General features: G+C 64.9%; 22 protein-coding genes and 1 pseudogene. 17 read left to right on the top strand and 6 right to left on the bottom strand.

Annotated features, from left to right (window positions below; translation table 11 throughout):
* Positions 1-41: 41 nt before the first annotated feature.
* The 6 genes from gudD to ACSFA7_RS00890 form a co-directional block, all read right to left on the bottom strand.
* Positions 42-1,400, bottom strand: coding sequence for a glucarate dehydratase (gene gudD / locus ACSFA7_RS00915; protein ID WP_435497656.1), 1,359 nt, complete (start codon positions 1,398-1,400; stop codon positions 42-44).
* A gap of 16 nt (positions 1,401-1,416) precedes the next feature.
* Positions 1,417-2,403: a Bug family tripartite tricarboxylate transporter substrate binding protein gene (locus ACSFA7_RS00910; protein ID WP_435497655.1), complete on the bottom strand. Its 987-nt coding sequence runs from the start codon at positions 2,401-2,403 to the stop codon at positions 1,417-1,419.
* Between the two features lie 12 nt (positions 2,404-2,415).
* On the bottom strand, positions 2,416-2,871 hold the full coding sequence (locus ACSFA7_RS00905; protein ID WP_176658549.1) for a nuclear transport factor 2 family protein: 456 nt from the start codon (positions 2,869-2,871) through the stop codon (positions 2,416-2,418).
* A gap of 59 nt (positions 2,872-2,930) precedes the next feature.
* Positions 2,931-3,842, bottom strand: a complete 912-nt coding sequence (kdgD, locus tag ACSFA7_RS00900) for a 5-dehydro-4-deoxyglucarate dehydratase (RefSeq protein ID WP_435497654.1) — start codon at positions 3,840-3,842, stop codon at positions 2,931-2,933.
* A 52-nt stretch (positions 3,843-3,894) separates the two neighbouring features.
* Positions 3,895-4,884, bottom strand: a complete 990-nt coding sequence (locus ACSFA7_RS00895; protein ID WP_435497653.1) for a Bug family tripartite tricarboxylate transporter substrate binding protein — start codon at positions 4,882-4,884, stop codon at positions 3,895-3,897.
* A 124-nt stretch (positions 4,885-5,008) separates the two neighbouring features.
* Complete coding sequence (locus tag ACSFA7_RS00890) at positions 5,009-5,875, bottom strand: FadR/GntR family transcriptional regulator (protein ID WP_435497652.1); 867 nt, start codon at positions 5,873-5,875, stop codon at positions 5,009-5,011.
* A 168-nt stretch (positions 5,876-6,043) separates the two neighbouring features.
* Between ACSFA7_RS00890 and ACSFA7_RS00885 the strand changes: the two genes are divergently transcribed.
* From ACSFA7_RS00885 to ACSFA7_RS00805, 17 genes and pseudogenes are all read left to right on the top strand, one after another.
* Positions 6,044-6,877: an NAD-dependent epimerase/dehydratase family protein gene (locus ACSFA7_RS00885; RefSeq protein WP_435497651.1), complete on the top strand. Its 834-nt coding sequence runs from the start codon at positions 6,044-6,046 to the stop codon at positions 6,875-6,877.
* Positions 6,867-7,757: an SMP-30/gluconolactonase/LRE family protein gene (locus tag ACSFA7_RS00880; protein WP_435497650.1), complete on the top strand. Its 891-nt coding sequence runs from the start codon at positions 6,867-6,869 to the stop codon at positions 7,755-7,757. The genes ACSFA7_RS00885 and ACSFA7_RS00880 overlap by 11 nt, the downstream gene beginning before the upstream one ends.
* Before the next feature lie 38 nt (positions 7,758-7,795).
* Positions 7,796-8,773, top strand: coding sequence for a TRAP transporter substrate-binding protein (locus tag ACSFA7_RS00875; RefSeq protein WP_435497649.1), 978 nt, complete (start codon positions 7,796-7,798; stop codon positions 8,771-8,773).
* A 138-nt stretch (positions 8,774-8,911) separates the two neighbouring features.
* On the top strand, positions 8,912-9,400 hold the full coding sequence (locus ACSFA7_RS00870) for a TRAP transporter small permease (RefSeq protein ID WP_435497648.1): 489 nt from the start codon (positions 8,912-8,914) through the stop codon (positions 9,398-9,400).
* An 8-nt stretch (positions 9,401-9,408) separates the two neighbouring features.
* Positions 9,409-10,704, top strand: coding sequence for a TRAP transporter large permease (locus tag ACSFA7_RS00865; protein ID WP_042578574.1), 1,296 nt, complete (start codon positions 9,409-9,411; stop codon positions 10,702-10,704).
* A gap of 18 nt (positions 10,705-10,722) precedes the next feature.
* The gene (garD, locus tag ACSFA7_RS00860; protein ID WP_435497647.1) at positions 10,723-12,303 is read left to right on the top strand and encodes a galactarate dehydratase; all 1,581 of its coding nucleotides are present in this window, start codon (positions 10,723-10,725) and stop codon (positions 12,301-12,303) included.
* An 80-nt stretch (positions 12,304-12,383) separates the two neighbouring features.
* On the top strand, positions 12,384-14,405 hold the full coding sequence (locus ACSFA7_RS00855; RefSeq protein WP_435497646.1) for a hypothetical protein: 2,022 nt from the start codon (positions 12,384-12,386) through the stop codon (positions 14,403-14,405).
* 31 nt (positions 14,406-14,436) lie between these two features.
* Positions 14,437-15,198, top strand: a complete 762-nt coding sequence (locus ACSFA7_RS00850) for an SDR family NAD(P)-dependent oxidoreductase (RefSeq protein WP_435497645.1) — start codon at positions 14,437-14,439, stop codon at positions 15,196-15,198.
* A 67-nt stretch (positions 15,199-15,265) separates the two neighbouring features.
* Positions 15,266-16,249: a tripartite tricarboxylate transporter substrate binding protein gene (locus tag ACSFA7_RS00845; RefSeq protein ID WP_435497644.1), complete on the top strand. Its 984-nt coding sequence runs from the start codon at positions 15,266-15,268 to the stop codon at positions 16,247-16,249.
* Between the two features lie 23 nt (positions 16,250-16,272).
* Positions 16,273-17,265: a Bug family tripartite tricarboxylate transporter substrate binding protein gene (locus ACSFA7_RS00840; RefSeq protein ID WP_435497643.1), complete on the top strand. Its 993-nt coding sequence runs from the start codon at positions 16,273-16,275 to the stop codon at positions 17,263-17,265.
* Positions 17,266-17,377: 112 nt separating this feature from the next.
* Entirely contained in the window at positions 17,378-18,229 is an 852-nt protein-coding gene (asd, locus tag ACSFA7_RS00835; RefSeq protein WP_042578644.1) for an archaetidylserine decarboxylase, read from the top strand.
* A gap of 179 nt (positions 18,230-18,408) precedes the next feature.
* Positions 18,409-18,711 (top strand): annotated as a pseudogene (locus ACSFA7_RS00830) (winged helix-turn-helix transcriptional regulator); the annotation flags it as partial.
* A gap of 192 nt (positions 18,712-18,903) precedes the next feature.
* A complete protein-coding gene (locus ACSFA7_RS00825) occupies positions 18,904-19,254 on the top strand; it encodes an FKBP-type peptidyl-prolyl cis-trans isomerase (protein WP_013540334.1) in 351 nt (116 codons plus the stop codon).
* A 156-nt stretch (positions 19,255-19,410) separates the two neighbouring features.
* Positions 19,411-19,977 (top strand): nucleotide exchange factor GrpE, encoded by a 567-nt coding sequence (gene grpE, locus ACSFA7_RS00820; protein WP_198787593.1) that lies wholly within the window; start codon positions 19,411-19,413, stop codon positions 19,975-19,977.
* Positions 19,978-20,092: 115 nt separating this feature from the next.
* Positions 20,093-22,030 (top strand): molecular chaperone DnaK, encoded by a 1,938-nt coding sequence (gene dnaK / locus ACSFA7_RS00815; RefSeq protein WP_435497642.1) that lies wholly within the window; start codon positions 20,093-20,095, stop codon positions 22,028-22,030.
* A gap of 108 nt (positions 22,031-22,138) precedes the next feature.
* Positions 22,139-23,278 carry a molecular chaperone DnaJ gene (gene dnaJ, locus ACSFA7_RS00810; RefSeq protein WP_042578582.1) on the top strand — a complete coding sequence of 380 codons (1,140 nt, stop codon included), beginning with the start codon at positions 22,139-22,141 and terminating at the stop codon, positions 23,276-23,278.
* Between the two features lie 743 nt (positions 23,279-24,021).
* Positions 24,022-25,944, top strand: coding sequence for a PrkA family serine protein kinase (locus ACSFA7_RS00805; protein WP_435497641.1), 1,923 nt, complete (start codon positions 24,022-24,024; stop codon positions 25,942-25,944).
* Positions 25,945-25,991: the final 47 nt, after the last annotated feature.

Genomic DNA, 25,991 nt, shown 5'->3' with positions numbered 1-25,991 from the left:
CTTGGGTGTCGAAGCCGCCGGCGCGCCAAGGCGCCGGGCACTCAGCGGACCATGCAGGGCCGCTTGTTGTCGAAGGTCCAGTTGGGAATCAGGTATTGCATGGCTTGCGCATCGTTGCGCGCGCCCAGGCCGTGCTTCAGGTACAGCTGGTGTGCCTTCTCGACTTCGGCCATGTCGAGCTCGATGCCCAGGCCACCGCGCGTCGGCACTTTCACGAAGCCCTCTTCGATCTGCAGCGGCGACTTCGTCAGGCGCTGGCCGTCCTGCCAGATCCAGTGCGTGTCGATGGCCGTGACCTTGCCGGGTGCGGCCGCGGCCACGTGCGTGAACATCGCGAGCGACACGTCGAAGTGGTTGTTCGAATGCGAGCCCCAGGTGAGGCCCCAGGCCTGGCACAGCTGCGCCACGCGCACGGAACCCTGCATCGTCCAGAAATGCGGGTCGGCCAGCGGAATGTCGACCGACTGCAGCGAGAGGCTGTGCACCATCTCGCGCCAGTCGGTGGCAACCATGTTGGTGGCGGTGGGCAAGCCCGTGGCGCGGCGGAACTCGGCCATCACCTCGCGGCCCGAGAACACGCCTTCGGCGCCGCACGGGTCTTCGGCATAGGCCATCACGCCGTGCAGGTCGCGGCAGATGCGGATCGCGTCGGCCAGCAGCCAGCCGCCGTTGGGGTCGAGCGTGACGCGTGCCTTCGGAAAGCGCTCGTGCAGCGCGCGGATCGCTTCGACTTCTTCTTCGCCGCGCAGCACGCCGCCCTTGAGCTTGAAGTCGGTGAAGCCGTAGCGCGCGTGCGTGGCCTCAGCCAGGCGCACGATGGCCTCGGGCGTCATCGCCTCTTCGTGGCGAAGGCGGAACCAGTCGTTGTCCGCACCGGGGTCGGTCTCGTACGGCAGGTCGGTCTTCGTGCGGTCGCCCACGTAGAAGAGGTAGCCGAGCATCTGCACCGCATCACGCTGCTGGCCTTCGCCGAGCAGGGCCGCAACGGGCACTTCGAGGAACTGGCCCAGCAGGTCGAGCAGCGCGGCCTCGACGGCGGTGACCGCATGGATGGTCACGCGCAGGTCGAAGGTCTGCTGGCCGCGCCCCCCGCTGTCGCGGCCGGCGAAGGCGCTGCGCAGGCTGTTGAGCACCGCGTTGTGGCGGCCGATGGGCTGACCCACGATGAGGTCGCGTGCGTCCTCGAGCGTCTGGCGGATCTTCTCGCCGCCCGGCACTTCGCCCACGCCGGTATGGCCGGCGCTGTCGGTCAGGATCAAGAGGTTGCGGGTGAAGAACGGGCCGTGCGCGCCGCTCAGGTTCATCAGCATGCTGTCGTGGCCCGCGACGGGGACCACGCGCATGCCGGTGACGACGGGCGTGCCCGACACGACGTTGGAAACGGATTCAGGACTTGTCATCTTCAGGCTCGGTGGCTCAGTCTGCGGTGATGTGACGGGTTTCGATCAATGTCTTCCATCGCGTCCACTCACGCAACTGGAAGGCGGTGAAGTCTTCGGGCGTGCTCGCGACGATTTCAAGGCCCTGATCGAGCATGCGCTTCTTCGTCTCGGGGTCCTGCATCGCGGCGATGACTGCATCGCTCAGCTTCTTCTTGAGCGCAGGTGGCAGGCCTTTCGGCGCGGCCATGCCCTGCCAAGAATAGACCTCGGCGCCCTTCACGCCCGCTTCGGCCAGCGTGGGCACAGCGGGCAGCACGGGCGAACGCTTGTCGCCGGTGACGGCAATCGCGCGCAGCTTGCCCGCGCGGATGTGCGGCAGCACGGCATTCACGTTCTGGAACGAGAAGTCGACCTGGTTGCCCAGCAGGTCGTTCACCGCCGGCGCACCGCCCTTGTAGGGCACGTGCACGCCTTCGGTCTTGGTCTGCTGCCAGAAGAGTTCTGCCGACAGGTGATCGGACGAGCCGTTGCCCGAGCTCGCGAACGAGACCTTGCCCGGCGTCTTGCGCAAGAGCGCGAGCACGTCGGCCACCGTGTGCTCGGGCCGCGCGACGTTGGCGACGAGCACGTTGGGCGCCTGCACCGGCACGCTGATGTAGTCGAAGTCCTTGGTCGCGTCGTAGGGCACGCTCTTTTGCAGGTGCGGCGTGACGACGAAGGCGCCGAGCGAGGACACCAGCAGCGTGTAGCCGTCAGGCAGTGCGCGCTTGACGAAGCCGGTGCCGATGGTGCCCGTGGCACCGGGCCGGTTGTCGACGACGAAGCTGCCGCCGAGTCGGGTCTGCAGTTGCAGCGCAAGCGCGCGCGCCACCATGTCGGTGGAGCCGCCGGCGGGGAACGGCACGATGATGGTCACGGGTTTCTGCTGCGGCCATGCATCGGCCTGGGCCGAGGCGTGAAGCGGCAACATCGCGGTGGCGGCGAGCGCGAGGCCCGCCGCAAGAAGCTCTCGTCTCTGCATTCGTGCTCCTGATCAGGGGTTGACGCGAACAGCTTGGCGCGCGAGCAGCTTCCAGTTGCCGCCCTGCTTCTGCCAGACGCCCAGGATCTTCAGCGCCACCTTGCCGGGCTTGCCCGAATCGTTGGTGTCGGCCGCCAGGGTGTGGCGCACGATGGCGGTGTTGGCATCGACCACCTTGATGGTCTGCTCGGTGATCGTGATGGTCACGAAGTCCGATTTGCCATCGAGCAGGTCGCTGATGAAGCTGGCCTTGGTGTCGACCTTGCCACCCGAGTGGCCATAGCTCAGGTCGTCAGCCACCAGTGCGCCGAGTGCGGCGGCGGTCGGGTCGACCATGGCAATGCGCAGGCGCTCGGCGGCCGCGGCCACCGAAGCCTGGTCGGATGCGCCGCCGCCTGCGGGCGCCATCGCACAGCCCGTGAATACGGCGACCGAGGCGGCGATGAGGAAGAGTTTCTTGATGAGCATGTCGTTGACTCCGTTGTTATGTTGATGCTTGCTTGTCGACTGCGAAAAAGGCGAGGCTCTTACTGCGGGCCGAGCGTGGCGATCAGCGCCTTGAGCTCTTCCATCTCGCCGGGCTTGAGGTCGGTCAGCGGTGCGCGCACCGGGCCCGCGTCGTGGCCGACGATCTTGGCGCCCGCCTTCACGATGCTCACGGCGTAGCCCGGCGTGCGGTTGCGCAGCTCGAGGTAGGGCATGAAGAAGTTCTTCAGCAGGCGGTGCTGCGTGGCGAGGTCGTCGTTGGCCACTGCGTGATAGAAGTCCATCGCCGTCTTGGGGATGAAGTTGAAGACGGCCGACGAATACACCGGCGTGCCCATGGCCTTGTAGGCCGCGGCATAGACCTCGGCGGTCGGCAGGCCACCCAGGTAGGCGAAGCGGTCGCCCATCTTCTGGTAGATCGCGACCATCGCCTCGATGTCGCCCACGCCGTCCTTGAAGCCCACGAGGTTCGGGTTGCGTTCGGCGAGGCCCGCCAGCGTGTCGGGCTTGAGACGGCTCGACGCACGGTTGTAGACGATCACGCCGAACTTCACGCTCTTGCAAACGGCTTCGACGTGTGCGGCCAGGCCTTCCTGGCCGGCTTCGGTGAGGTAGTGCGGCAGCAGCAGGATGCCATGCGCGCCGGCCTTCTCGGCGGCTTGCGCGCACTGGATGGCAAAGCGCGTCGGGCCGCCGGCGCCGGCAATGATCGGCACCACGCCGCGGCAGGTGTCCACCGCGGTCTTGATGATGCCGGGGTACTCGTCGCCGGTCAGCGAGAAGAATTCGCCCGTGCCGCCGGCGGCGAACAGCGCACTCGCGCCGTAGGGCTGCAGCCATTCGAGGCGCTTGACGTAGCCCTGCGCGTTGAAGTCGCCGTTGCTGTCGAAGTCGGTCAGCGGGAACGAGAGCAGGCCGGAGCCCATGATGGTCTTGAGTTCTTGCGGGTTCATCGGGAAACGTCCAGTGAAGATTTGAGAAAGAGAAATGAGGGTGGGTGGCTGGTCAATCGAGCTTGACGTTGGCTTCCTTGATGACTTGCGCCCAGCGCGCGCGCTCCTTGGCGAAGAACTGGTCCTGCTCGGGCGCGGTCATGGTCACGACCTCGGCGCCCTGGCCTGCGAGGCGGGCGCGGATGTCGGGGGTGCGGATGATGCGGACCAGCTCCTTGTTGAGCCGGGCGACCACCGCGTCGGGCGTGCCGCGCGCGGTGACCACGCCCTGCCACGTGCCCGACTCGTAACCGGGAACGCCCTGCTCGGAGATGGTCGGCACATTGCCGATGAGGGGCATGCGCGTGGGCTTGGAAACCGCGATCAGCTTGAGCTTGCCGCTCTGCACGTGCGGGTAGGTGGCGAGCATGCCGTTCATCAGCACCTGCGTCTGGCCTGCGACGGTGTCGAGCACGGCCTGCACGCCGCCCTTGTAGGGCACGTATTCCCACTTGGCACCGCTCTTGCGCTGCAGCTCGACGCCTGCGAGGTGCGCGGTGCTGCCGCTGGCGGTGACGGCAAAGTTGAAGTCGCTCTTCTTCGACAGCTCGACAAGTTCCTTCAGCGTATTGGCCTGCACCGAGGGATGCACCACCAAAAGGTGCGGCGAGTAGGCCAGCATGGCCACGCTGCGCAGGTCCTTGGTCGGATCGAAAGGCAGCTTGGGGTACAGCGACGGGCTGATGGCCAGCGCGCCGAGGTCACACAGCATGAGCGTGTGACCATCGGCCGGGGCCTTGGCCAGCATGTCGGCGCCCAGGTTGCCGTTGGCGCCCGCGCGGTTCTCGATCACCACGGGCTGGCCCAGCGCGTCGGACAGCGGCTGGCTGATCGAGCGCGCAATGATGTCGGACGAGCCGCCCGGCGGGTAAGGAACGATGAGCCGGATCGGCTTGGAGGGCCAGCTGCCGCCGCCGCCCTGGGCAAACGCGCTCACCGGCAGGCTGGCGGCCAGGGTCGTGGCCAGGGCGGCGCCGAGTGCGCCGCGTCGGTTGATGGTCATGCTGATGTCTCCAGTTATTCGATCTGTGCCATGGCTTCGCCCGTTGTCAGAGCAAGAGATCAGTCATCGTACAACTAGAAAAACAACTTGTCCAGATTCGGACCCGAAAATTTCGGCGAAAGGGTTAGTTGTCGGACGAAGCGGCGCCCGCGCCGTTGCCCTTGCCAGCGCCCGCACCTTCGGCCTTCGCCTTCTGCTGCTGCGCAGCCTCTTGCGCCATGCGCAGGCGCTCGCGGCTGTTCGTCAGGTGGATGCGCATGGCGGCCCGGGCCGACTCGGGATCGCGGCGCGCGATGGCCGCATAGATCTCTTCATGCTCGCGGTTCACGCGGCTCAGGTACGCCCCGCCATCCTGAATGCGGATGGCGCTGATGCGCGTGCGCGGAATGATCGTGGTGCCCAGGTGCCGCATGATGTCGGCGAAATACGGGTTGCCGGTCGACTGCGCGATCTGCAGGTGAAAGCGAAAATCGGGCGCCACGGTGTCGCCGGCGATCGTCACGTTGTGCTCGAAGTCGTCGAGCGCCTGGCGCATGGCAACCAGCTGCTCCTCGGTGCGCCGGCTCGCGGCGAGCCCGGCGGATTCCGTCTCGAGGCTGATGCGCAGCTCCAGCACGGCCAACACATCGACCGAGGCAGCAATCTCGCCCGGATCGAGGCGAAACACCCCACCCGGCCGTGGCTGCAGCACGAAGGTGCCGACGCCGTGCAATGTTTCGACCAGCCCGCCCGCCTGCAGCTTCGAGAGCGCCTCGCGCACCACGGTGCGGCTCACACCATAGGCCTGCATGATGGCCGACTCGGTGGGAAGCTTGTCACCCGGGCGCAGCGACTGGCTGCGGATCTTCTCGCCCAGGTCTTCCACCAGCCCGTGCGCCAGGCCGCGGGCACGCTGGCGCGGCCGCCCCACGAAGGCCGCGGGGGCCGCCGCCGAGCCGGCTTCCGCCGACGCACCTGAAGCCAAGGGATTACCCGCAGTCGTCTGAACCATGGTCACGATGATAATCCCCTAATAGTTGTACGACAACAGATAACTCATCACTTAAACCGATTCAAGGGCTGTCCTGCAAGGCATTCACGACCTGGCTGATCGGCATCGTACCGACGGCTTTCGGCAGGTGCCTGACACGCCGTCCCAGTCACCACCTCCCGCAAACAAATGTCGACGACCCAACAAGCCCTCCACAACAAGCTCGACCGCCTCCTGCTGACCGGCGCGGCCGGCGGCCTGGGCAAGGTGCTGCGCGAGCGGCTCAAGCCCTATGCGAAGGTGCTGCGCCTCTCGGACATCGCATCGCTCGCACCCGCCGCCGATGCGAGCGAAGAAGTCGTGCCCTGCGACCTGTCGGACAAGGCCGCGGTGCATGCGCTGCTCGAAGGCTGCGACGCCATCGTGCACCTGGGCGGCGTTTCGGTCGAGCGGCCGTTCGAGGAAATCCTCGAAGCCAACATCAAGGGCATCTTCAACGTCTACGAGGCCGCGCGCCGCCACGGCGTCAAGCGCGTGGTGTTCGCCAGCTCCAACCACGTGATCGGCTTCTACAAGCAGACCGAGCACATCGATGCGCACGCGGCGCGCCGGCCCGACGGCTACTACGGCCTGTCGAAGTCCTTCGGCGAAGACATGGCGCAGTTCTACTTCGACCGCTGGGGCATCGAGACGGTGAGCATCCGCATCGGCTCCTCGTTCCCCGAGCCGCTCAACCGCCGGATGATGAGCACTTGGCTGAGCTACCGCGACCTGACCACGCTGATCGAGAAGTCGCTCTTCACGCCCGATGTGAAGCACACCGTCGTCTACGGCATGTCGGCCAACCGCGACGTGTGGTGGGACAACAGCGCCGCCGCGCACCTGGGCTTCGTGCCGCAGGACAGCTCGGAAGTGTTCCGCGACAAGATCGAGGCGCAGCCGCCCGTTGTGCCGACCGACCCGAACGCCATCTACCAGGGTGGCGCGTTCACCGCGCAAGGACCTTTCGGCGATGCAAGCTGAACTGGTCCTCGACGCGCGCAACGGCACCGGCGAAAGCCCGGTGTGGCATGCCGCGGAGCAGGCGCTCTATTGGGTCGACATTCCGGCGCGTGCGCTGAACCGCTGGCATGCGAGCGAAGGCCACGCCCAGTGGCGTGCCGATGAAATGATCGCCTGCATCGCGCCGCGCGCCGACATCCCCGGCACGTGGATCGCAGGCATGGAGAGCGGCCTCTTCTCGCTGCAGCCGCAGGCCGACGGTACGCTCGCCTCCACATCGCTCGCACCTGTCGAACATGCAATGCCGGCCATGCGTTTCAACGACGGCCGCTGCGACCGCCAGGGCCGCTTCTGGGCCGGCACGATGCTGCTCGACATGGCCGCCGGTGCACGCGTCGGCCGCCTCTACAGCTACGGCAAAGGCAGCAATAGCGCCACGCTGCAGCTCGACGACTTCATCGTGCCCAACGGCCTGGCCTTCAGCCCCGACGGCCGCACGATGTACCTCTCGGACTCGCACCCGAGCGTGCAGGCGATCTGGGCCTTCGACTACGACACTGACACCGGCACACCAAGCAACCGCCGTCTCTTCGTCGACATGAAGCCCCTGCCCGGCCGTCCCGACGGCGCGGCCATGGACGTCGATGGCTGCTACTGGATCTGCGGCAACGACGCGGGCTTCGTGCACCGCTTCACGCCCGATGGCCGGCTCGACCGCTCGCTCGAAGTACCGGTGAAGAAGCCCGCGATGTGCGCTTTCGGCGGCCCAGCACTCGACACGCTCTTCGTCACCTCGATCCGCCCCGGCGGCATCGACCTCGCGGACCAGCCGCTGGCCGGCGGCGTGTTCGCGCTGCGGCCCGGCGTGCAGGGCGTTCCCGAACCGGCCTTCGGCGCCTGACCCTTTTTCGACAACCACCAAGCAAGAGGATGAGACAAATGAAATTCACCAAGACCCTGATCGCACTGGCCGTCGGCGCCGCAGCCGCGCTGTCCAGCCTGGCTGCCGGCGCCACCGAGTTCCGCTCGGCCGACATCCACCCCGACGACTACCCGACCGTGACCGCGGTCAAGTTCATGAGCGAACGGCTCAAGGCGCTGTCGGGCGGCAAGCACACCATCAAGGTGTTCAACAACAGCTCGCTGGGCAGCGAGAAAGACACCATCGAGCAGACCAAGATCGGCGCGCTGCAGATGGTGCGCGTGAACATCGCCCCCATGAACAACATCTGCGCCGAGACGCAGGTGCCGACCATGCCCTTCCTGTTCCGCTCGGTCGATCACCTGCACAAGGTGCTGGACGGCCCGATCGGCGAGGAGATCCTGAAGTCGTGCGAGAAACAGGGCTTCATCGGCCTCGCCTACTACGACAGCGGCGCACGCTCGATGTTCACCGCCAAGAAGCCGGTGCGCACTTTTGCCGACATGAAGGGCCTGAAGGTCCGCGTGCAGCAGTCGGACCTCTGGGTGTCGATGCTCGAAGCCATGGGCGCCAACGCCACGCCGATGCCCATGGGCGAGGTCTATACCGGCCTGAAGACCGGCCTGATCGACGCCGCCGAGAACAACTACCCCACGTATGAAAGCGCCCGCGCCTTCGAAGTGGCCAAGTACTACAGCAAGACCGAGCACTCGATGGCGCCCGAGATGCTGCTGTTCTCCAAGCGCGTGTGGGACAAGCTCTCCGCCGAAGAACAAGGCTGGATCCGCCAGGCGGCCAAGGAATCGGTGCCCTACATGCGCAAGCAATGGGAAGAGCGCGAGATCAAGTCGCTCGCCACGGTGAAGGCCGGCGGCGCCGAGATCATCGAAGTCGACAAGGCCCCGTTCCAGGCCGCGATGAAGCCGGTGTACGACAAGTTCATCACCGACGCGAAGCTGAAAGACCTCGTGAAGCGCGTGCAGGACACGAAGTAAGGCAGTTTTTGCATTGGCTCCTTCCCCCTCTGGGGGAAGGCCGGGATGGGGGCACAGCGGCGCTGGCATCGCAACGCCGCTTGCCCCCACCCCAACCCTCCCCCAGAGGGGGAGGGAGTAAGACAGAGAAGAACCTTCATGTACACCAAACTTTGCCGCACCCTCGCCCGTGCCTGCATGTGGTTGGGCATCCTCGGTCTCGTCGCAGTGATCTGCGCGGTGAGCTGGCAGGTGTTCGGCCGCTATGTGCTCAACAACACCCCGACCTGGGCTGAAAGCCTCGCGCTGCTGCTGGTGCTCTACGTCACGATGTTCGGCGTGGCCGTCGGCGTGCGCGACGCGGGCCACATCGGCCTGGAATCGTTCCTCGTGCTCGCGCCCGACTGGCTGCGCCTGAAGATGGAATACCTGATCCATGCGCTCATCCTCGTCTTCGGTTTGGCCATGGCGTGGAACTGCGCCTCGCTCGCCGAATCGGTGTGGGACTACCGCTTGCCCACGCTCTGGATTTCGGAAGGCTGGAAATACGTGCCCGCGACGATCGCCGGCGTGCTCATCGTCATGTTTTCCATCGAACACATCATCGCTTTGGCCCAAGGCCGCGAAGTCGAACCCGCCTGGGGCTGAACCGCATCATGACGATCCCTCTCCTCATTCTTTGCCTCTCGTTCACGGTCTTCCTGCTGCTGGGCGTGCCGGTCGCTTTCTCGATCGGTCTTTCCGCATTGGCCACGCTGCTGTATGAAGGCCTGCCGCTCGCGGTGGGCTTCCAGCAGATGACCTCGGGCATGGGCATCTTCTCGTTCCTTGCGATTCCGTTCTTCATCTTCGCCGGTGAGCTGATGCTCTACGGCGGCATCGCGGACCGCATCGTCAACTTCGCGCGCAACCTCGTCGGCCATGTGCGTGGCGGCCTGGGCATGTCGAACGTGGTGGCCTGCACGCTGTTCGGCGGCGTCTCGGGTTCGCCCGTGGCGGACGTCTCGGCCATGGGCGCCGTGATGATCCCGATGATGAAGAAGGAGGGCTATCACGCCGACTACGCGGTCAACGTGACGACCCATGCGGCACTGGTGGGCGCGCTGATGCCGACCAGCCACAACCTGATCATCTATTCGCTCGCAGCGGGCGGCAAGGTGTCGATCGCGGCGTTGATCCTGGCGGCGCTGCTGCCGGCAGCCGTGCTCACCATCAGCAATCTCGCGGCCGCCTACCTCGTGGCTGTGAAGCGCGGCTATCCGGCCGGCAGCTTCCCGGGCTGGTCGATCGTGGCGCGTTCGTTCGCCGCGGCACTGCCGGGCCTCTTCATCGTGGTGCTGATCCTCGGCGGCATTCTGTCGGGCATCTTCACGGCGACCGAATCGGCGGCGGTGGCGGTGCTCTATGCGCTGGGCCTCACCATCTTCGTGTACCGCACGCTGAAGTGGGAGCACTTCATCAAGGCCGCATCGAAGGCGGTGCGCACCACCGGCGTGATCCTGCTGCTGATCGGCATCTCGAGCACCTTCGGCTACCTCATCAGCCTCTACGGCGTGGCCGAACTCACGGGCCAGATGCTGTCGCAGGTGACCACCACGCCGTGGATGATCTTCCTGCTCATCAACATCATCCTGTTCGTGCTGGGCACCTTCCTGGACATGGCCGCGACGATCCTGCTGTGCACGCCGATCTTTTTGCCGATCGCCCAGCACTACGGCATGACGTCGGTGCAGTTCGGCGTCGTGATGCTGATCAACTGCGCGCTGGGCCTGAACACGCCACCGGTGGGCACCACGCAATTCGTCGGTTGCGCGATCGGCGGTGTGTCGGTGGGAACGGTGATGAAGACCATCTGGCCGTTCTACGGCGCGCTGATCTTCGCGCTCGGCGTGGTCACCTTCGTGCCCGCCTTCTCGACCTGGTTGCCCGGCCTCTTCATGGTCGTGAAGTAAGAAAAGAAAGGCCCCACGATGGCCGAGACAAACACTCGCCCCCCGCTCTACATCCGCATCCATGCGGCCGACAACGTCGCCATCGTCGCGAACGACGGCGGTCTGAAAACAGGCGCGACGTTCGCCGACGGCCTCGTGCTGGTGGACAACGTGCCGCAAGGCCACAAGGTCGCGCTGAACGATCTGGCCGAAGGCGACGCCATCGTTCGCTACAACGTGGTGATCGGCTACGCACAGAAGGCGCTGCCGCGCGGCAGCTGGGTGCACGAGCGCGTGATGCGCATGCCCACGGCACCCGAGCTCGACGGCCTGCCCATTGCGACCGTGAACCCGCCCGCCATGCCTCCGCTGGAGGGCTACACCTTCGAGGGCTACCGCAACGCCGATGGCTCGGTGGGCTCGCGCAACATCCTGGCCATCACGCAGACCGTGCAGTGCGTGGCAGGTGTGACTGAGTTCGCGGTGCAGCGCATCAAGGCCGAGCTGCTGCCGAAATTTCCCAACGTCGACGACGTGGTGGCGCTGGAACACAGCTATGGCTGCGGCGTCGCCATCGACGCGCCCGACGCGATCATCCCGATCCGCACGCTGCGCAACATCAGCCTCAACCCGAATTTCGGCGGCGAGGTGATGGTGGTGAGCCTGGGCTGCGAGAAGTTGCAGCCCGAGCGCCTGTTGCCGCCCGGCACCATTCCCATCGCCGACCAGCGCGGCGAGAACGTTGCCGCCGATGCGGCGCTCGACGTCGTGTGCCTGCAGGACGACGCGCACGTCGGCTTCATGTCGATGATCGATTCGGTGATGCGACAGGCCGAGGTGCACCTCGCGCGGCTGAACGCGCGCCGGCGCGAGACCGTGCCCGCGAGCGAACTGGTGGTGGGCGTGCAGTGCGGCGGCAGCGATGCCTTCTCGGGCGTCACCGCGAATCCGGCCGTGGGCTTTGCCACCGACCTCCTGGTGCGCGCGGGCGCCACCGTGATGTTCTCGGAAACCACCGAGGTGCGCGACGGCATCGACCAGCTCACCTCGCGCGCCTCGTCGCCCGAAGTGGCCGAGGCCATGATCCGCGAGATGGCCTGGTACGACGCCTACCTGCAGAAGGGGCGCGTGGACCGCAGCGCCAACACCACGCCGGGCAACAAGAAGGGCGGGCTCTCGAACATCGTCGAGAAAGCGATGGGCTCGATCGTGAAGTCGGGCTCGGCGCCGATCTCGGGCGTGCTCTCTCCGGGCGAGAAAGTGAAGCAGAAGGGCCTGATCTACGCGGCCACGCCCGCGAGCGATTTCATCTGCGGCACGCTGCAGCTGGCCGCGGGCATCAACCTGCACATCTTCACCACCGGCCGCGGCACGCCCTACGGGTTGGCCGAAGTGCCGGTCATCAAGGTCGCCACGCGCAGCGACCTCGCACGCCGCTGGCACGACCTGATGGACGTGAACGCGGGCCGCATCGCCGACGGCGACGCCTCCATCGAAGACGTGGGCTGGGAGCTGTTCCGGCTGATGCTCGATGTGGCCAGCGGCAGGAAGAAGACCTGGGCGGAGCACTGGAAGCTGCACAACGCGCTCGTGCTCTTCAATCCTGCACCCGTGACCTGAGGAAGACACGACCACCTGATCCGGATGGCACGGCGGAGGAGCCGGGCCTGGTTTATTTCTACAACAGAAGGAGACAGAGGATGCAGAAACCCAAGCTGGTATTGAGCCTGATCGCGGGCGCCGCCCTGCTCACCGCGTGCGGCGGTGGGAGTGACAGCAGTGGCACTTTCTTTCCTCCCGTGGCGGTCAATCCGCCGGCACAGCCGCCAGCGGAGACGCCGGTGGACCCCGAAGTGCTTGCAGCGCAGCCGAAGCTGTCGAACAAGCCGATGGACGACATCGTGCGCGAGAACCTGCTGCCGACGATCGACAAGTTGTTCGAACAGGTCAGCGCGCAAGGGGTGGACACCGAGATCCAGGGCATCAGGGTCTTCGACAGCGGCGACAAGTTCCTGCCGGGCAAGGTGGCGATCGGCTTCTCGTACCTGCTGCTCAGCACTGCGCCCTCGGATCCGAAGTTCCAGAGCTATCTCAGCGGCTATCGCACCATCGCCGACGCCACCGTCGATCGCGTGAACGAGAGTTGGGGCATCTACTACTACATGTCGGCGCTGTGGAAGCTCAAGAAGGCCGGCTACCTTGAAGGCGATGCGAACTCCGCCATCACCGCCGTGACGCTCGACAAGCTCAAGACCAAGCTCGACTGGCGTACGTTCGTGAGACCGGCGGACTACTCGCTCATCAACCTGCCCACCAACTACTACGGCGTGGCCTTCAGCATCGCACGCCTGCGCTACCTCATGGGTTGGGAAGGGCCCGAGGCCAGCGAGGCGCTGCTGCAGAAGATGATCACCCACTACAAGACCTTCTCGGCCTTCGGCTTCTCCGACGAGACCGATGGCAGCGGCCGCTTCGACCGCTACAGCGTGCTGCTGATCGGGGAGATCATGCAGCGCCTGATCGAGACCGGCATGACGGTCTCGCCGGCCGACGAAGCCTCGCTCAAGGGCTGGCTGCGGCAATCCGTCGATCTCATCAAGACGCGGCTCAACCCCGCGGGCAATGGCGTGGACTATGGCCGCAGTCTCTCGGCCTACGGCGACACCGCATTCGCCGAAGTGCTGTCCGCGGCCGAGCACCTGAACGTGCTGTCGGCCGAGGAGAAGGACATCGCCTACGCCTTCGCGACCCGCATCACGGCCAAATACGTGGAGTTCTGGTACGACGCGGAGCTGGGTTCGCTCAACATGTGGGACAAGGGTCGGATGACCGACGGCTACCGCGGCAAGATCCGCATCCTCGGCGAGAACCTGAGCCTCTCGCATCAGCTGATCTACACGAACAACCTCTGGAAGTCCGCCGGCTACGCGCAGAAGCCGCCCGTCTCGACCCAGACCTTCCTGGCCTATCTCGACAAGCTGCCGCGCAGCACGCTCACGAAGTTCGCGGGCTTCGATGGCCAGCCCGCCACCTACGACCGCGGCCTCGTCACCTACCGCGATGGCCTCCGCATCCTCAGCCTGCCGGTCGTAAACGGCGCCAAGACCTATCACCACACCAACCCCTACTTCGCGATTCCGCACTCGTACAACATGCTCTCCGGCGCGGCCGACAGGCAATGGCCGCAGCTGCAGCCGAAGTTCACGGTGGCAGGCTCGCTGGATCCACTGATTCCCGCGGCTTACCAGAAGAACCTGAAGATCGCCGAAGCCGGCAAGGTCCTCACCGTGACCTACGACCAGGATGCGATGGACAAAGCCACCAGCGGCAACGATCCGATCAAGGACACGCGCATCACCTCGTCGACCGCGTACACCTTCGAGCCGGGAAAGATCACCCGCGTGGACACCTACACGCCCGCCGCCGCGCTCGACATCGGCAAGATCGAGCTGGAGTTCGGCTCCTATTCCGATGGCGTGACGGCGCTCGGTGGCAACAAGTTCAGCTACGCCAACGGCGACGTGCAGGGCTTCGAGGTCGAGGGCCTGCAGGACTGCGCGCCGGTCGACGTGAGTGCCATCAAGGACTACAACACGCCCACCGGCGCGCTCAAGACCAGCATCCGCTGCAGCGCGCCGGCCTTCAGCTTCGCCACGCCGCTCACCATCAAGTGGGTGCTGAAGTACCGCTCGCCCAGCGTGGCGTCGATCGCGCCGCGCTGACCTTCTTTCGATTTCATCAACGGAACCCCTCATGGAAGACCTCAAGGACAAGACCGCGCTCGTGACCGGTGCCAGTACCGGCATCGGCGCGGCGGTGGCCATCGCCTTCGCCGCGCGCGGCATGCGCGTGGCGGTGCACTACAACAGCTCGGCCGACGCCGCGAACCAGGTGGTGGAAACCATCCGCGCCGCCGGCGGCACCGCGTTCGCGGTGAAGGCCGACGTGCGCGAGACCGCCGCGATCCGCGCGTGCGTGAAGGAGACCTCGTCGCAGTTCGGCCGCATCGACGTGCTGGTGAACAACGCGGGCAGCCTGGTCAAGCGCGTGCCCATCGCCGAGTTCGACGATGCGCTGTTCGACGAGGTGATGCACATCAACGCGCGCTCGGTGCTCGCGTTCTGCCGTGAGGTGGTTCCCCTGATGCGCACGCAGGGCGGCGGCAACATCATCAACGTGACCTCGGTCGCGGCGCGCACCGGCGGCGGGCCGGCCGCGTACCTGTACGCGGGCTCCAAGGGCTTCGTGAGCACGGCGACGCACGGGCTGGCCAAGGAACTGGTGGGCGACAGGATCCGCGTGAACGCGGTGGCGCCGGGCGTGATCCAGACGCCGTTCCAGGACCGCTTCTCGACGCCCGCGATGCTGGAGAACTTCAAGGCGAGCATTCCGATGGGCCGCATCGGCGAGCCCGAGGAATGCGTCGGTGCGTTTCTTTACCTGGCCTCGGAACAGCTCTCGGGCTATGTGACGGGCCAGGTCATCGAAGTGAATGGCGGGCAGTACATGCCCTGACCTTTTTTTGCGAAACGCCCTCAAGGGGGCGTCGAGGATCAGATCAACAACGGAGACAAGAGACATCATGAAAAGAAGCACATTCCTTCGCGGCCTCGCCGCCTTCTCGGCCACGGCCACGCTCTCGCTCGGACTGGCCTCGACGGCCTCCGCGCAGGCGGCCAGCGACTTCCCGAACCGCTCGATCGAGCTGCTGGTGCCCTACCAGCCGGGCGGGGGCACCGATGGCCTCGCGCGCGCTTTCTCGGAAGCGAGCCGCAAGCACATCTCGCAGAGCATCGTGATCGTCAACCGCCCCGGCGCGGGCGGCGCCATCGGCTGGACCGAGGTGATCAACGCCAAGCCCGACGGCTACAAGCTCGCGGTGCTCACGGTCGAGCTGCTCACGCTGCCGCACCTGGGCCTGGCCAAATTCAACTACGACGACTTCCAGCCGATCGCGCAGCTCAACGCCGACCCGGCCGCGATCACCGTGAAGGCCGATGCGCCGTGGAACACCATCGAAGAGTTCCTTGCTGCCGCGAAGAAGTCGCCCGAAGGCATCCGCGTGGGCAACTCGGGCAACGGCTCGATCTGGCACCTTGCGGCCGCCGCGCTGGAAGACAAGACCGCCACCAAGTTCGGCCACATCCCGTTCCAGGGCGCGGCACCCGCGGTGCTCGCCCTCCTGGGCGGCCACATTGAAGCCGTGGCGGTGAGCCCGGCCGAAGTGACGACGCACGTGCAGGGCGGCAAGCTCAAGGTGCTGATGGTGATGGCCGACAAGCGCGTGAAAGGCTTCGAGAAGGTGCCGACCGCCAAGGAGCGCGGCATCGACCTGTCGATCGGCACCTGGCGCGGCATCGGCGCGCCGAAGAACACGCCGCCGGAGGTGATGGCCAAGTTGCGCGAGATCACCGCCAAGACGGCGGCAGAGCCGCTGATGCACGAGGTGATGGACAAGCAGAACCTGGGCTATGTCTACACCGACGGTGCCGTGTTCAAGGAGACGCTGGCCAAGGACAACGTCTACTTCAAGCAGTTGATCACCAAGCTCAACATCAAGCCATGACCCGACCATCGGAGACCAGAGACATGCAACGCCGCACACTGATTCAAACCGCCCTCGCCTCTTCGCTTGCAACGGCCCTGCCCGCCTTCGCGCAGAGCAGCAACACCTGGCCCACGGGCAAGGCCATCACCTACCTCGTGCCCTTTCCCGCAGGCGGAACCACCGACGTGCTGGGCCGGCTGATCGGCCAGAAGCTGGGCACCGTGCTGGGCACGAGCGTGATCATCGACAACAAGGGCGGCGCCGGCGGCAGCGTGGGCTCGGAGATCGGCGCGCGCGCGGCGCCCGATGGCTTCACGCTGGTGGGCGGCACGATCAGCTCGCACGCGATCAACGTGAGCCTGTACCCCAAGATCGGCTACGACCCGCAGAAGTCGTTCGCGCCGGTGACGCTGATCGGCACCAACCCGGTGGTGCTGGTGGTGAACCAGGCGAGCCCCTACAAGACGCTCAAGGACGTGCTGGACGCGAGCAAGGCCAAGTCGGGCGGGCTCTCGTCGGCCTCGGCGGGCACGGGCACGTCGCAGCACCTGGCGCTGGAACTGCTGGCCTTCAAGTCGGGCGTGAAGTTCACGCACATTCCGTACAAGGGCAGCGGCCCGGCGATCCAGGACGTGATCGGCGGGCAGGTCGACATGATGTTTGACACCACGGTGGTCGCGGGCCCGCACATCCAGAGCGGCAAGCTGCGCGCCATCGCCGTCACATCGGCCAAGCGCCTGGCCTCGATGCCCGACGTGCCGACGGTGGCCGAGTCGGGCATCGAGGGGCTGAAGGATTTCGAGGTGGTGTCGTGGCAGGCGATCTTCGTGCCCGCGGGCACGCCGGCGCCGGTCGTCGAGCGACTGCACACCGAGATCCGCAAGATCCTCGCAACGCCCGAGATGCAGGACAAGCTCAGGGGCTTCGGCATGGAGCCGGCCGATCTGTCGACGGCGCAGATTGCGGCATTCCAGAAGGCCGAGGTGGAGAAGTGGGCGGGGGTGATCAAGGCGGCCGGCATCAAGGCGGAGTAAGCAATCCGCCGCCGGCCGTCATCCACGCACAACCGAGGGAAGCTTCCTACGCTCCTTGCGGAGGGCGCTTTATAGAATGCCCCTCCGATCCGCATTCGAGGCTTCCCCCAACGTGTCCGACCGCTCCGCAGTTCTGCCCCAATACCTGTTCCCCAAGCAGGCCCTGACCAATTTCGCCGGCTGGGTCGCGGGGAAGGAACGCGGTGCTGTCACGACATGGATCATTCGCCGCTTCGTCGCCAAGTACGGCGTCGACATGGGCGAGGCGCTCGAGTCCGACATCGAGCACTACAAAAGCTTTAACCAGTTCTTCACGCGCGCGCTCAAGCCCGGCATGCGCCCGCTCGCGCAGGCCGACCTGGTGTGCCCCGTGGACGGCGCCATCAGCCAGTTCGGTGCCATCGAGGGCGACCAGATCTTCCAGGCCAAGGGCCACAACTACACGACCACCGCGCTGGTCGGCGGCGATGCAGCGCTGGCCGCGAAATTCGCGCATGGCAGCTTCGCGACGCTCTACCTGAGCCCTAAGGATTACCACCGCATCCACATGCCGTGCGATGGCCGCCTCGTGCGCATGATCCATGTGCCCGGCGACCTGTTCTCGGTCAACCCGACCACCGCGCGCGGCGTGCCGGGTCTCTTCGCGCGCAACGAGCGCGTGGTGTGCGTCTTCGAATCGGCCCGCGGCCCGTTCGTGCTGGTGCTCGTAGGCGCCACCATCGTCGGCAGCATGGCCACCGTGTGGCATGGCGTGGTCAATCCGCCGCGCGTGGGCGAGCTGCGCGAGTGGCACTACAACGACCAGCAGATCGACATCAAGAAGGGCGACGAGATGGGCCGTTTCTTGCTCGGCTCCACCGTCGTCATGCTGTTCCCGGCGCCTGCATTGGCGTTCAACCCCGACTGGTCGCCCACCCGTGCGATCCGCCTGGGCGAAGCCATGGCCGACTACACGAATTTGTGAGGCTTTGTCTCACAGCCCGCATGCAGCATGCCCTTACAGCTATAAAACTAGTAGCATCCACATCGTTTGCGCTATAGTCGCCGGCCAGCAGGACGGTCCATAACCAATCACAAACAAGAGCGCGCGGCATCGGCCTCCCACAGGCCCGCAGCCCGCCCAGCTTCGAGGAGATGATGTCGATGAGTACCAAGGAAAACGCAGCCGTCAGCCAGTTGCTCGCACTGCTCGAGGCCCGCTATGCGCTGCGTGTGCTCTGGGCTCTGCGCGACGGTCATGCCCAGACCTTCCGCCTGCTGCAGGACAGCGTGGGCGGTATCACTCCCAACACCCTCAACACCCGCATCAAGGAACTGCGCGAGGCCGGCATCGTGAGCCACGGCAGCGACGGTTATTGCCTCACGCTCAGCGGGCAGGACCTGCTCAAGCGCCTGTCGGACCTGCAGGCCTTTGCCGGCAAATGGCAGCTGGGCCAACTGAAGAAAGCCGCTGCCCCGGCTGCACCCACGGCCACTGCGCCAGCGGCGCCCGTCGCGCCTCCAGCCCCCTCCTCGCCGCCTCCCCCGACCCCTGCACCGCCCGCCGATACGACGAGCTGAGCAGGCCGCCATCCGGCATCGGTAAACTTCGCGCCTTCGATCCAATTCACCATTCATCGACGCAAGGAGCGTTTTCCCATGCCTACTACCCCCTCCGGCCTCCAGTACGAAGACACCGAAGTCGGCACCGGCGCCGAAGCCAAGGCTGGCCAGCACGTGCATGTGCACTACACCGGCTGGCTCTACAACGACGGCGTGCAAGGCGCCAAGTTCGATTCGAGCCGCGACCGCAACGACCCCTTCGCGTTCTCGCTGGGCGCAGGCCAGGTCATCAAGGGCTGGGACGAAGGCGTGGCCGGCATGAAGATCGGCGGCAAGCGCACGCTGATCATTCCCGCATCGCTGGGCTATGGCGCCCGCGGCGCCGGCGGCGTGATCCCGCCGAACGCGACGCTCAAGTTCGACGTCGAACTGCTCGACGCGCACTGATCGCTCCCGAGCCAGGACTTGGCACAGAGGCCCGATTTCGGGCCTTTTTCATGTCCCAACGGCCTCTTTTTCCGCATTTTTTCGCTTGAAATGCCCCGGGCCAGCCCCAAGTGGCTGGCTATCGTTTGTTTTCCGGCGCATGCCGTTCTTTGAAAAATGTCTGACCCGCAACAATCCGCACAGAATTCGCAAATGCTGCAAGGCGAGCCCAGTCCCGAAGAACTGGAGGCCGCGCAGGCCGCCAATGAAGCCGACGCATTGGCCGCGGCGCAAGGCGAGCTGGCCGCGCTGCAGGCCAAGAACGCCGAATTGGCCGATCAATACCTGCGCGCCCAGGCCGACGTTCAAAACGCCCGCCGCCGCGCCGACGACGAAATCACCAAGGCCCGCAAATTCGCGGTCGAGGCCTTTGCCGAAAGCCTGCTGCCGGTGACCGACAGCCTGGAAGCGGGCCTGGCCATCAAGGACGCCACCCCCGAACAGATCCGCGAAGGTGCCGAAGCCACGCTGCGCCAGCTCAAGAGCGCGCTCGAACGCAACAAGGTGATCGAAGTGGCCCCGGCCGCCGGCACCAAGTTCGATCCGCACCAGCACCAGGCCATCTCGGTGGTGCCCGCGCCCGACCAGGAACCCAACACCGTGGTGAGCGTGCTCCAGAAGGGCTACACCATCAACGAGCGCGTGCTGCGCCCGGCGCTGGTGACGGTCAGCGCGCCGAAGTAACCGGCAGAGCAGCACACAAGATTCCCACAGGAAATCCCCGCTCCGTCCCTTGAATCGAGCTGGGTTATCCACAAGTTCATAACAACATATTTTTCAGGCTTCAGGAGTAAAGAACATGGCAAAGATCATCGGCATCGACCTCGGCACCACCAACTCGTGCGTGTCGATCATGGAAGGCAACACCACGCGTGTGATCGAGAACTCGGAAGGTGCGCGCACCACGCCGTCGATCGTCGCGTACCAGGAAGACGGTGAAGTCCTGGTCGGTGCCTCGGCCAAGCGCCAGGCCGTCACCAACCCCAAGAACACGCTGTACGCGATCAAGCGCTTGATCGGCCGCAAGTTCGAGGAAAAGGAAGTGCAGAAGGACATCGACCTGATGCCCTACACCATCGCCAAGGCCGACAACGGCGACGCGTGGGTCGAAGTGCGCGGCAAGAAGATGGCTCCGCAGCAAGTCAGCGCCGACATCCTGCGCAAGATGAAGAAGACCGCCGAGGACTACCTGGGCGAAACCATCACCGAAGCCGTGATCACGGTGCCGGCGTACTTCAACGACGCCCAGCGCCAGGCCACCAAGGACGCCGGCCGCATTGCGGGCCTGGACGTCAAGCGCATCATCAACGAGCCCACCGCTGCGGCCCTGGCCTTCGGCCTGGACAAGCAGGACAAGGCCGACCGCAAGATCGCCGTGTATGACCTGGGCGGCGGCACCTTCGACGTGTCGATCATCGAAATCGCGGACGTCGACGGCGAGAAGCAGTTCGAAGTGCTGTCGACCAACGGCGACACGTTCCTCGGCGGTGAAGACTTCGACCAGCGCATCATCGACTACATCATTGCCGAGTTCAAAAAGGAACAGGGCGTCGACCTGAGCAAGGACGTGCTGGCACTGCAGCGCCTGAAGGAAGCCGCTGAGAAGGCCAAGATCGAACTATCGAACAGCGCGCAGACCGACATCAACCTGCCCTACATCACGGCCGATGCCTCGGGTCCGAAGCACCTGAACATCAAGCTCACCCGCGCCAAGCTGGAAAGCCTGGTCGACGAGCTGGTCGAACGCACCATCGCGCCGTGCCGCCTGGCCATCAAGGATGCCGGCATCAGCGTGAGCGACATCAACGACGTGATCCTGGTCGGCGGCATGACCCGCATGCCCAAGGTGCAGGAAAAGGTGAAGGCCTTCTTCGGCAAGGAACCGCGCAAGGACGTGAACCCCGACGAAGCCGTGGCCGTCGGCGCCGCCATCCAGGGCCAGGTGCTCTCAGGCGACCGCAAGGACGTGCTGCTGCTGGACGTGACCCCGCTGTCGCTCGGCATCGAGACCATGGGTGGCGTGATGACCAAGATGATCACGAAGAACACCACGATCCCGACGAAGTTCGCGCAGACCTTCTCGACCGCCGAGGACAACCAGCCGGCCGTGACCATCAAGGTGTTCCAGGGCGAGCGCGAAATCGCTTCGGGCAACAAGGCGCTCGGCGAATTCAACCTGGAAGGCATTCCGCCGGCATCGCGCGGCACGCCGCAGATCGAGGTGAGCTTCGACATCGACGCCAACGGCATCCTGCACGTCGGCGCGAAGGACAAGGGCACCGGCAAGGAAAACAAGATCACCATCAAGGCGAACTCGGGCCTCTCCGAGGACGAAATCCAGAAGATGGTGAAGGACGCCGAACTCAACGCCGAAGACGACAAGAAGAAGCTCGAGATCGTGCAGGCCCGCAACCAGGGCGAGGCCATGGTGCACAGCGTGAAGAAGTCGCTGGGCGAACATGGTGCGAGCCTGGAAGCCGCCGAGAAGGAAGCAATCGAAGCCGCGATCAAGGACGTCGAGGAAGCCCTCAAGGGTGAAGACAAGACCGTGATCGAGGAAAAGACCAACACGCTGATGACGGCCAGCCAGAAGCTCGGCGAGAAGATGTACGCGGAATCGCAGGCCGCGGCAGGCGCCTCGGCAGCGAGCGGCCCGGCTGGCGCGGAAGCTGCTGCGCACGCGCAGGCCGACGACAACGTGGTCGACGCCGAAGTCAAGGAAGTCAAGAAGGGCTGATCCACAGCCGCTTGACCAAGGCTGGATCACCCTGCGGGGTGCTCCAGCCTTTCTCGCTTCAAGTCACCCGAGTTCCCGCTGTCTCCCGAGCCCCCTGATCGACCTGCCATGGCCACCAAACGCGACTACTACGAAACCCTCGGCGTCCCCAAGAACGCCAGCGAGGAAGAAATCAAGAAGGCTTATCGCAAGCTTGCGATGAAGCACCACCCCGACCGCAACCACGGCGACACCAGCAAGGACGCCGAGGCCAAGTTCAAGGAGGTGAAGGAAGCCTATGAAATGCTGTCCGATGGCCAGAAGCGTGCGGCCTACGACCAGTACGGCCATGCCGGCGTCGACCCCAACATGCGCGGAGGCCCGGGCGCAGAAGGCTTCGGCGGCTTCGCGGAGGCCTTCGGCGACATCTTCGGCGACGTGTTCGGCGGAGCGCGCGGTGGCCGCCAGAGCGGCGGGCGCCAGGTGTTCCGCGGCAGTGACCTGAGCTACGCGATGGAAGTCACGCTCGAGGAAGCGGCCGAGGGCAAGGAAGCCCAGATCCGCATTCCCAGCTGGGACAACTGCGACACCTGCAAGGGCTCGGGCGCCAAGCCCGGCACCAAGCCGATCACCTGCACCACCTGCCACGGCGCCGGCGCGGTGCAGATGCGCCAGGGCTTCTTCAGCGTGCAGCAAACCTGCCCCACCTGCCACGGCAGCGGCAAGATCATTCCCGAGCCCTGCACCGTGTGCCATGGCCAGGGCAAGATCAAGAACAACAAGACGCTCGAGGTGAAGATTCCCGCCGGCATCGACGACGGCATGCGCATCCGCAGCACCGGCAACGGCGAACCGGGCACCAACGGCGGGCCGCCGGGCGACCTGTACATCGAGATCCGCCTCAAGAAGCACGAGCTCTTCGAGCGCGATGGCGACGACCTGCATTGCGTGGTGCCGGTCAGCGTGACCACGGCGGCGCTCGGCGGTGAGATCAGCGTGCCGACGCTCAAGGGCGCGGCGGCCATCGACATCCCCGACGGCACGCAAAGCGGAAAGCAGTTCCGCCTGCGCGGCAAGGGCATCAAGGGCGTGCGCTCGAGCTATCCAGGCGACCTGTATTGCCATGTGCGCGTCGAGACGCCGGTGAAGCTCACCGAGCATCAGCGCAAGCTTCTGAAGGAACTCGACGAGTCGCTCAAGAAGGGCGGCGACAAGCACAGCCCGACCGACAAGGGCTGGTTCGACAAGGCCAAGGAATTTTTCAGCTGATCTGAGTGACCTGAGAGAAGATCCCGCCGGGCACCAAAGACGTGCGGGAATGTTCGAGGCCCTGAGCCTCTGCGCGCACCGGTTGCAGCAGGGCCTCGGGGCTTTTCTCCGTCTGTAACACGCGCTCCCACGCCGCTTGGCGGATGCGGCGCGACGGGGCGCCGGAACGCCGTGTCTCCTTGGACTGGTGCAATCTGAGCCGCGAGGCCGCCCCGGAGCACGCGGGCGGTGCGCCTCGCACCATTGCGGCCCTTGCCACCCGGAATCTGCGCTCCCATCCCACGCGTACATGAGCTGATCGCCTAGCCCAAGGTGGCGTGATGATTGCTTTTAGATATTTTTTGGATGTGCAATAAACCAAACGACAGATCGCGCGTTATTGCAGGGAGACGTATGTTTTTATTGAGCTACAGCGCCCAATAGGCACTGTGTTCCCGGGAAAACACCAATACCGTTCGATATAGGCATTTCACCCGGAGAGAATTGCACAAGCCGAGCCTTTTAATTTAACTGAAATTTGAAAACTAGTTCCGGCTTTTTTCAGGAACTTTACTTGCCAGTGTGGTTCGCAATAAATAAAAGATTTGCCGGGTTCAATCTTTGCTTTATCCTGATTGTTAGCAGAATGTTGTAGGGGAGTTTTCCACCGCATGCAGCGGGGCGGGCACCTTTTAAATGGCGCGCATTGCCTTTGCTGCAGGCCTCGGGGCCAAAAGCCCCACTGACCTGATGGAGGCGTGACCATGGATGTGATCAGCAACTTTGCCGCCCGCTACGAGCGCACTCGCGAGGAGGTGATCTCGCTGCAGGAATACCTGGATATCTGCAAGCGCGATCCCACCGCCTACGCCACCGCCTCCGAGCGCATGCTCAAGGCCATTGGCGAGCCCGAACTGGTCGATACGCGCAACGACCCCCGGCTTTCGCGCATCTTCGCCAACAAGGTCATCAAGATCTATCCGGCGTTCAAGGAGTTCTACGGCATGGAGGACGCCATCGAACAGGTGGTGTCCTATTTCCGCCATGCCGCCCAGGGGCTGGAAGAAAAGAAGCAAATCCTTTACCTGCTGGGTCCGGTCGGCGGCGGCAAGAGTTCGATCGCAGAGCGCCTGAAGCAGCTCATGGAGCACGTGCCCTTCTATGCGATCCATGGTTCGCCGGTGAACGAATCGCCCCTGGGGCTCTTCGACACCCTGGAAGACGGCGAGATCCTTGAAAAGGAATACGGCATTCCGCGCCGCTACCTGAATCGAATTCTCTCGCCCTGGGCCGTCAAGCGCCTGGAGGAATACGGCGGCGACATCCGCCAGTTCAAGGTGGTCAAGCGCTTCCCCTCGGTACTGCGGCAGATCGCAGTGGCCAAGACCGAGCCCGGCGACGAGAACAACCAGGACATCTCCTCGCTGGTCGGCAAGGTCGACATCCGCAAGCTCGAGACCTATGCCCAGGACGACCCCGACGCCTACGCCTACTCCGGGGGCCTGTGCCTGGCCAACCAGGGCCTGCTGGAGTTCGTGGAAATGTTCAAGGCGCCCATCAAGGTGCTGCATCCACTGCTCACGGCCACGCAGGAGAGCAACTTCAAGGGCACGGAAGGCTTCGGTGCCATTCCCTTCGACGGCATCGTGCTCGCGCACAGCAACGAGAGCGAGTGGAAGGCCTTCCGCAACAACAAGAACAACGAGGCTTTCCTCGACCGGATTTACATCGTCAAGGTGCCCTACTGCCTGCGCGCCTCGGAAGAAATCAAGATCTACGAGAAGCTGGTGCGCAACTCGTCGCTGGCGCAGGCACCCTGCGCGCCCGGCACCCTGCGCATGATGGCGCAGCTCTCGGTGCTCACCCGCCTGAAGGAGCCCGAGAACTCCAGCACCTTCAGCAAGATGCAGGTGTACGACGGCGAGAACCTCAAGGACACCGACCCCAAGGCCAAGTCGATCCAGGAGTACCGCGACTACGCGGGCGTCGACGAAGGCATGAGCGGCGTCTCCACCCGCTTCGCCTTCAAGATCATCTCGAAGGTCTTCAACTTCGACAGCTCCGAAGTCGCCGCCAATCCGGTGCACCTGATGTACGTGCTCGAGCAGCAGATCGAGCGCGAGCAGTTCGCGCCCGAGGTCGAGCAGAAGTACATCAGCTACATCAAGGAGCTCCTGGCGCCGCGCTATGCCGAGTTCATCGGCAAGGAAATCCAGACCGCGTACCTGGAGAGCTACAGCGAGTACGGCCAGAACATCTTCGATCGCTACGTCACCTACGCCGACTACTGGATCCAGGACCAGGAATTCCGCGACGTGGACACCGGCGAAGTGTTCGACCGCGCCTCGCTCAACGGCGAGCTCGAGAAGATCGAACGGCCCGCGGGCATCGGCAATCCGAAGGACTTCCGCAACGAGATCGTCAACTTCGTGCTGCGTGCGCGGGCCGGCAACGCGGGGCGGAACCCGGCGTGGACCAGCTACGAAAAGCTGCGCGCGGTGATCGAGAAGAAGATGTTCTCCAACACCGAAGAGCTCCTGCCGGTGATCAGCTTCAACACCAAGAGCAGCGCCGACGAGCAGAAGAAGCACGAAGACTTCGTCACTCGCATGGTCGAGAAGGGCTACACCGCCAAGCAGGTTCGCCTGCTCTGCGAGTGGTACCTGCGCGTGCGCAAGAGTTCATAACGACGAGCCTTCATTCGTTCTCTTCTTTGCAAGGAGCTTTGACACCA

The organism is Variovorax trehalosi (assembly GCF_051216415.1).
In the GTDB taxonomy this organism is placed as follows: Bacteria; Pseudomonadota; Gammaproteobacteria; order Burkholderiales; family Burkholderiaceae_C; genus Variovorax.
This window is presented reverse-complemented; position numbering and strand designations above follow the sequence as displayed.

What these genes read in the sequence shown, in the direction of transcription:
- gudD (WP_435497656.1), bottom strand. Translation starts at nt 1,400, where the DNA reads ATGACAAGTCCTGAATCCGTTTCCAACGTCGTGTCGGGCACGCCCGTC.
- ACSFA7_RS00910 (WP_435497655.1), bottom strand. Translation starts at nt 2,403, where the DNA reads ATGCAGAGACGAGAGCTTCTTGCGGCGGGCCTCGCGCTCGCCGCCACC.
- ACSFA7_RS00905 (WP_176658549.1), bottom strand. Translation starts at nt 2,871, where the DNA reads ATGCTCATCAAGAAACTCTTCCTCATCGCCGCCTCGGTCGCCGTATTC.
- kdgD (WP_435497654.1), bottom strand. Translation starts at nt 3,842, where the DNA reads ATGAACCCGCAAGAACTCAAGACCATCATGGGCTCCGGCCTGCTCTCG.
- ACSFA7_RS00895 (WP_435497653.1), bottom strand. Translation starts at nt 4,884, where the DNA reads ATGACCATCAACCGACGCGGCGCACTCGGCGCCGCCCTGGCCACGACC.
- ACSFA7_RS00890 (WP_435497652.1), bottom strand. Translation starts at nt 5,875, where the DNA reads ATGGTTCAGACGACTGCGGGTAATCCCTTGGCTTCAGGTGCGTCGGCG.
- ACSFA7_RS00885 (WP_435497651.1), top strand. Translation starts at nt 6,044, where the DNA reads ATGTCGACGACCCAACAAGCCCTCCACAACAAGCTCGACCGCCTCCTG.
- ACSFA7_RS00880 (WP_435497650.1), top strand. Translation starts at nt 6,867, where the DNA reads ATGCAAGCTGAACTGGTCCTCGACGCGCGCAACGGCACCGGCGAAAGC.
- ACSFA7_RS00875 (WP_435497649.1), top strand. Translation starts at nt 7,796, where the DNA reads ATGAAATTCACCAAGACCCTGATCGCACTGGCCGTCGGCGCCGCAGCC.
- ACSFA7_RS00870 (WP_435497648.1), top strand. Translation starts at nt 8,912, where the DNA reads ATGTACACCAAACTTTGCCGCACCCTCGCCCGTGCCTGCATGTGGTTG.
- ACSFA7_RS00865 (WP_042578574.1), top strand. Translation starts at nt 9,409, where the DNA reads ATGACGATCCCTCTCCTCATTCTTTGCCTCTCGTTCACGGTCTTCCTG.
- garD (WP_435497647.1), top strand. Translation starts at nt 10,723, where the DNA reads ATGGCCGAGACAAACACTCGCCCCCCGCTCTACATCCGCATCCATGCG.
- ACSFA7_RS00855 (WP_435497646.1), top strand. Translation starts at nt 12,384, where the DNA reads ATGCAGAAACCCAAGCTGGTATTGAGCCTGATCGCGGGCGCCGCCCTG.
- ACSFA7_RS00850 (WP_435497645.1), top strand. Translation starts at nt 14,437, where the DNA reads ATGGAAGACCTCAAGGACAAGACCGCGCTCGTGACCGGTGCCAGTACC.
- ACSFA7_RS00845 (WP_435497644.1), top strand. Translation starts at nt 15,266, where the DNA reads ATGAAAAGAAGCACATTCCTTCGCGGCCTCGCCGCCTTCTCGGCCACG.
- ACSFA7_RS00840 (WP_435497643.1), top strand. Translation starts at nt 16,273, where the DNA reads ATGCAACGCCGCACACTGATTCAAACCGCCCTCGCCTCTTCGCTTGCA.
- ACSFA7_RS00825 (WP_013540334.1), top strand. Translation starts at nt 18,904, where the DNA reads ATGCCTACTACCCCCTCCGGCCTCCAGTACGAAGACACCGAAGTCGGC.
- grpE (WP_198787593.1), top strand. Translation starts at nt 19,411, where the DNA reads ATGTCTGACCCGCAACAATCCGCACAGAATTCGCAAATGCTGCAAGGC.
- dnaK (WP_435497642.1), top strand. Translation starts at nt 20,093, where the DNA reads ATGGCAAAGATCATCGGCATCGACCTCGGCACCACCAACTCGTGCGTG.
- dnaJ (WP_042578582.1), top strand. Translation starts at nt 22,139, where the DNA reads ATGGCCACCAAACGCGACTACTACGAAACCCTCGGCGTCCCCAAGAAC.
- ACSFA7_RS00805 (WP_435497641.1), top strand. Translation starts at nt 24,022, where the DNA reads ATGGATGTGATCAGCAACTTTGCCGCCCGCTACGAGCGCACTCGCGAG.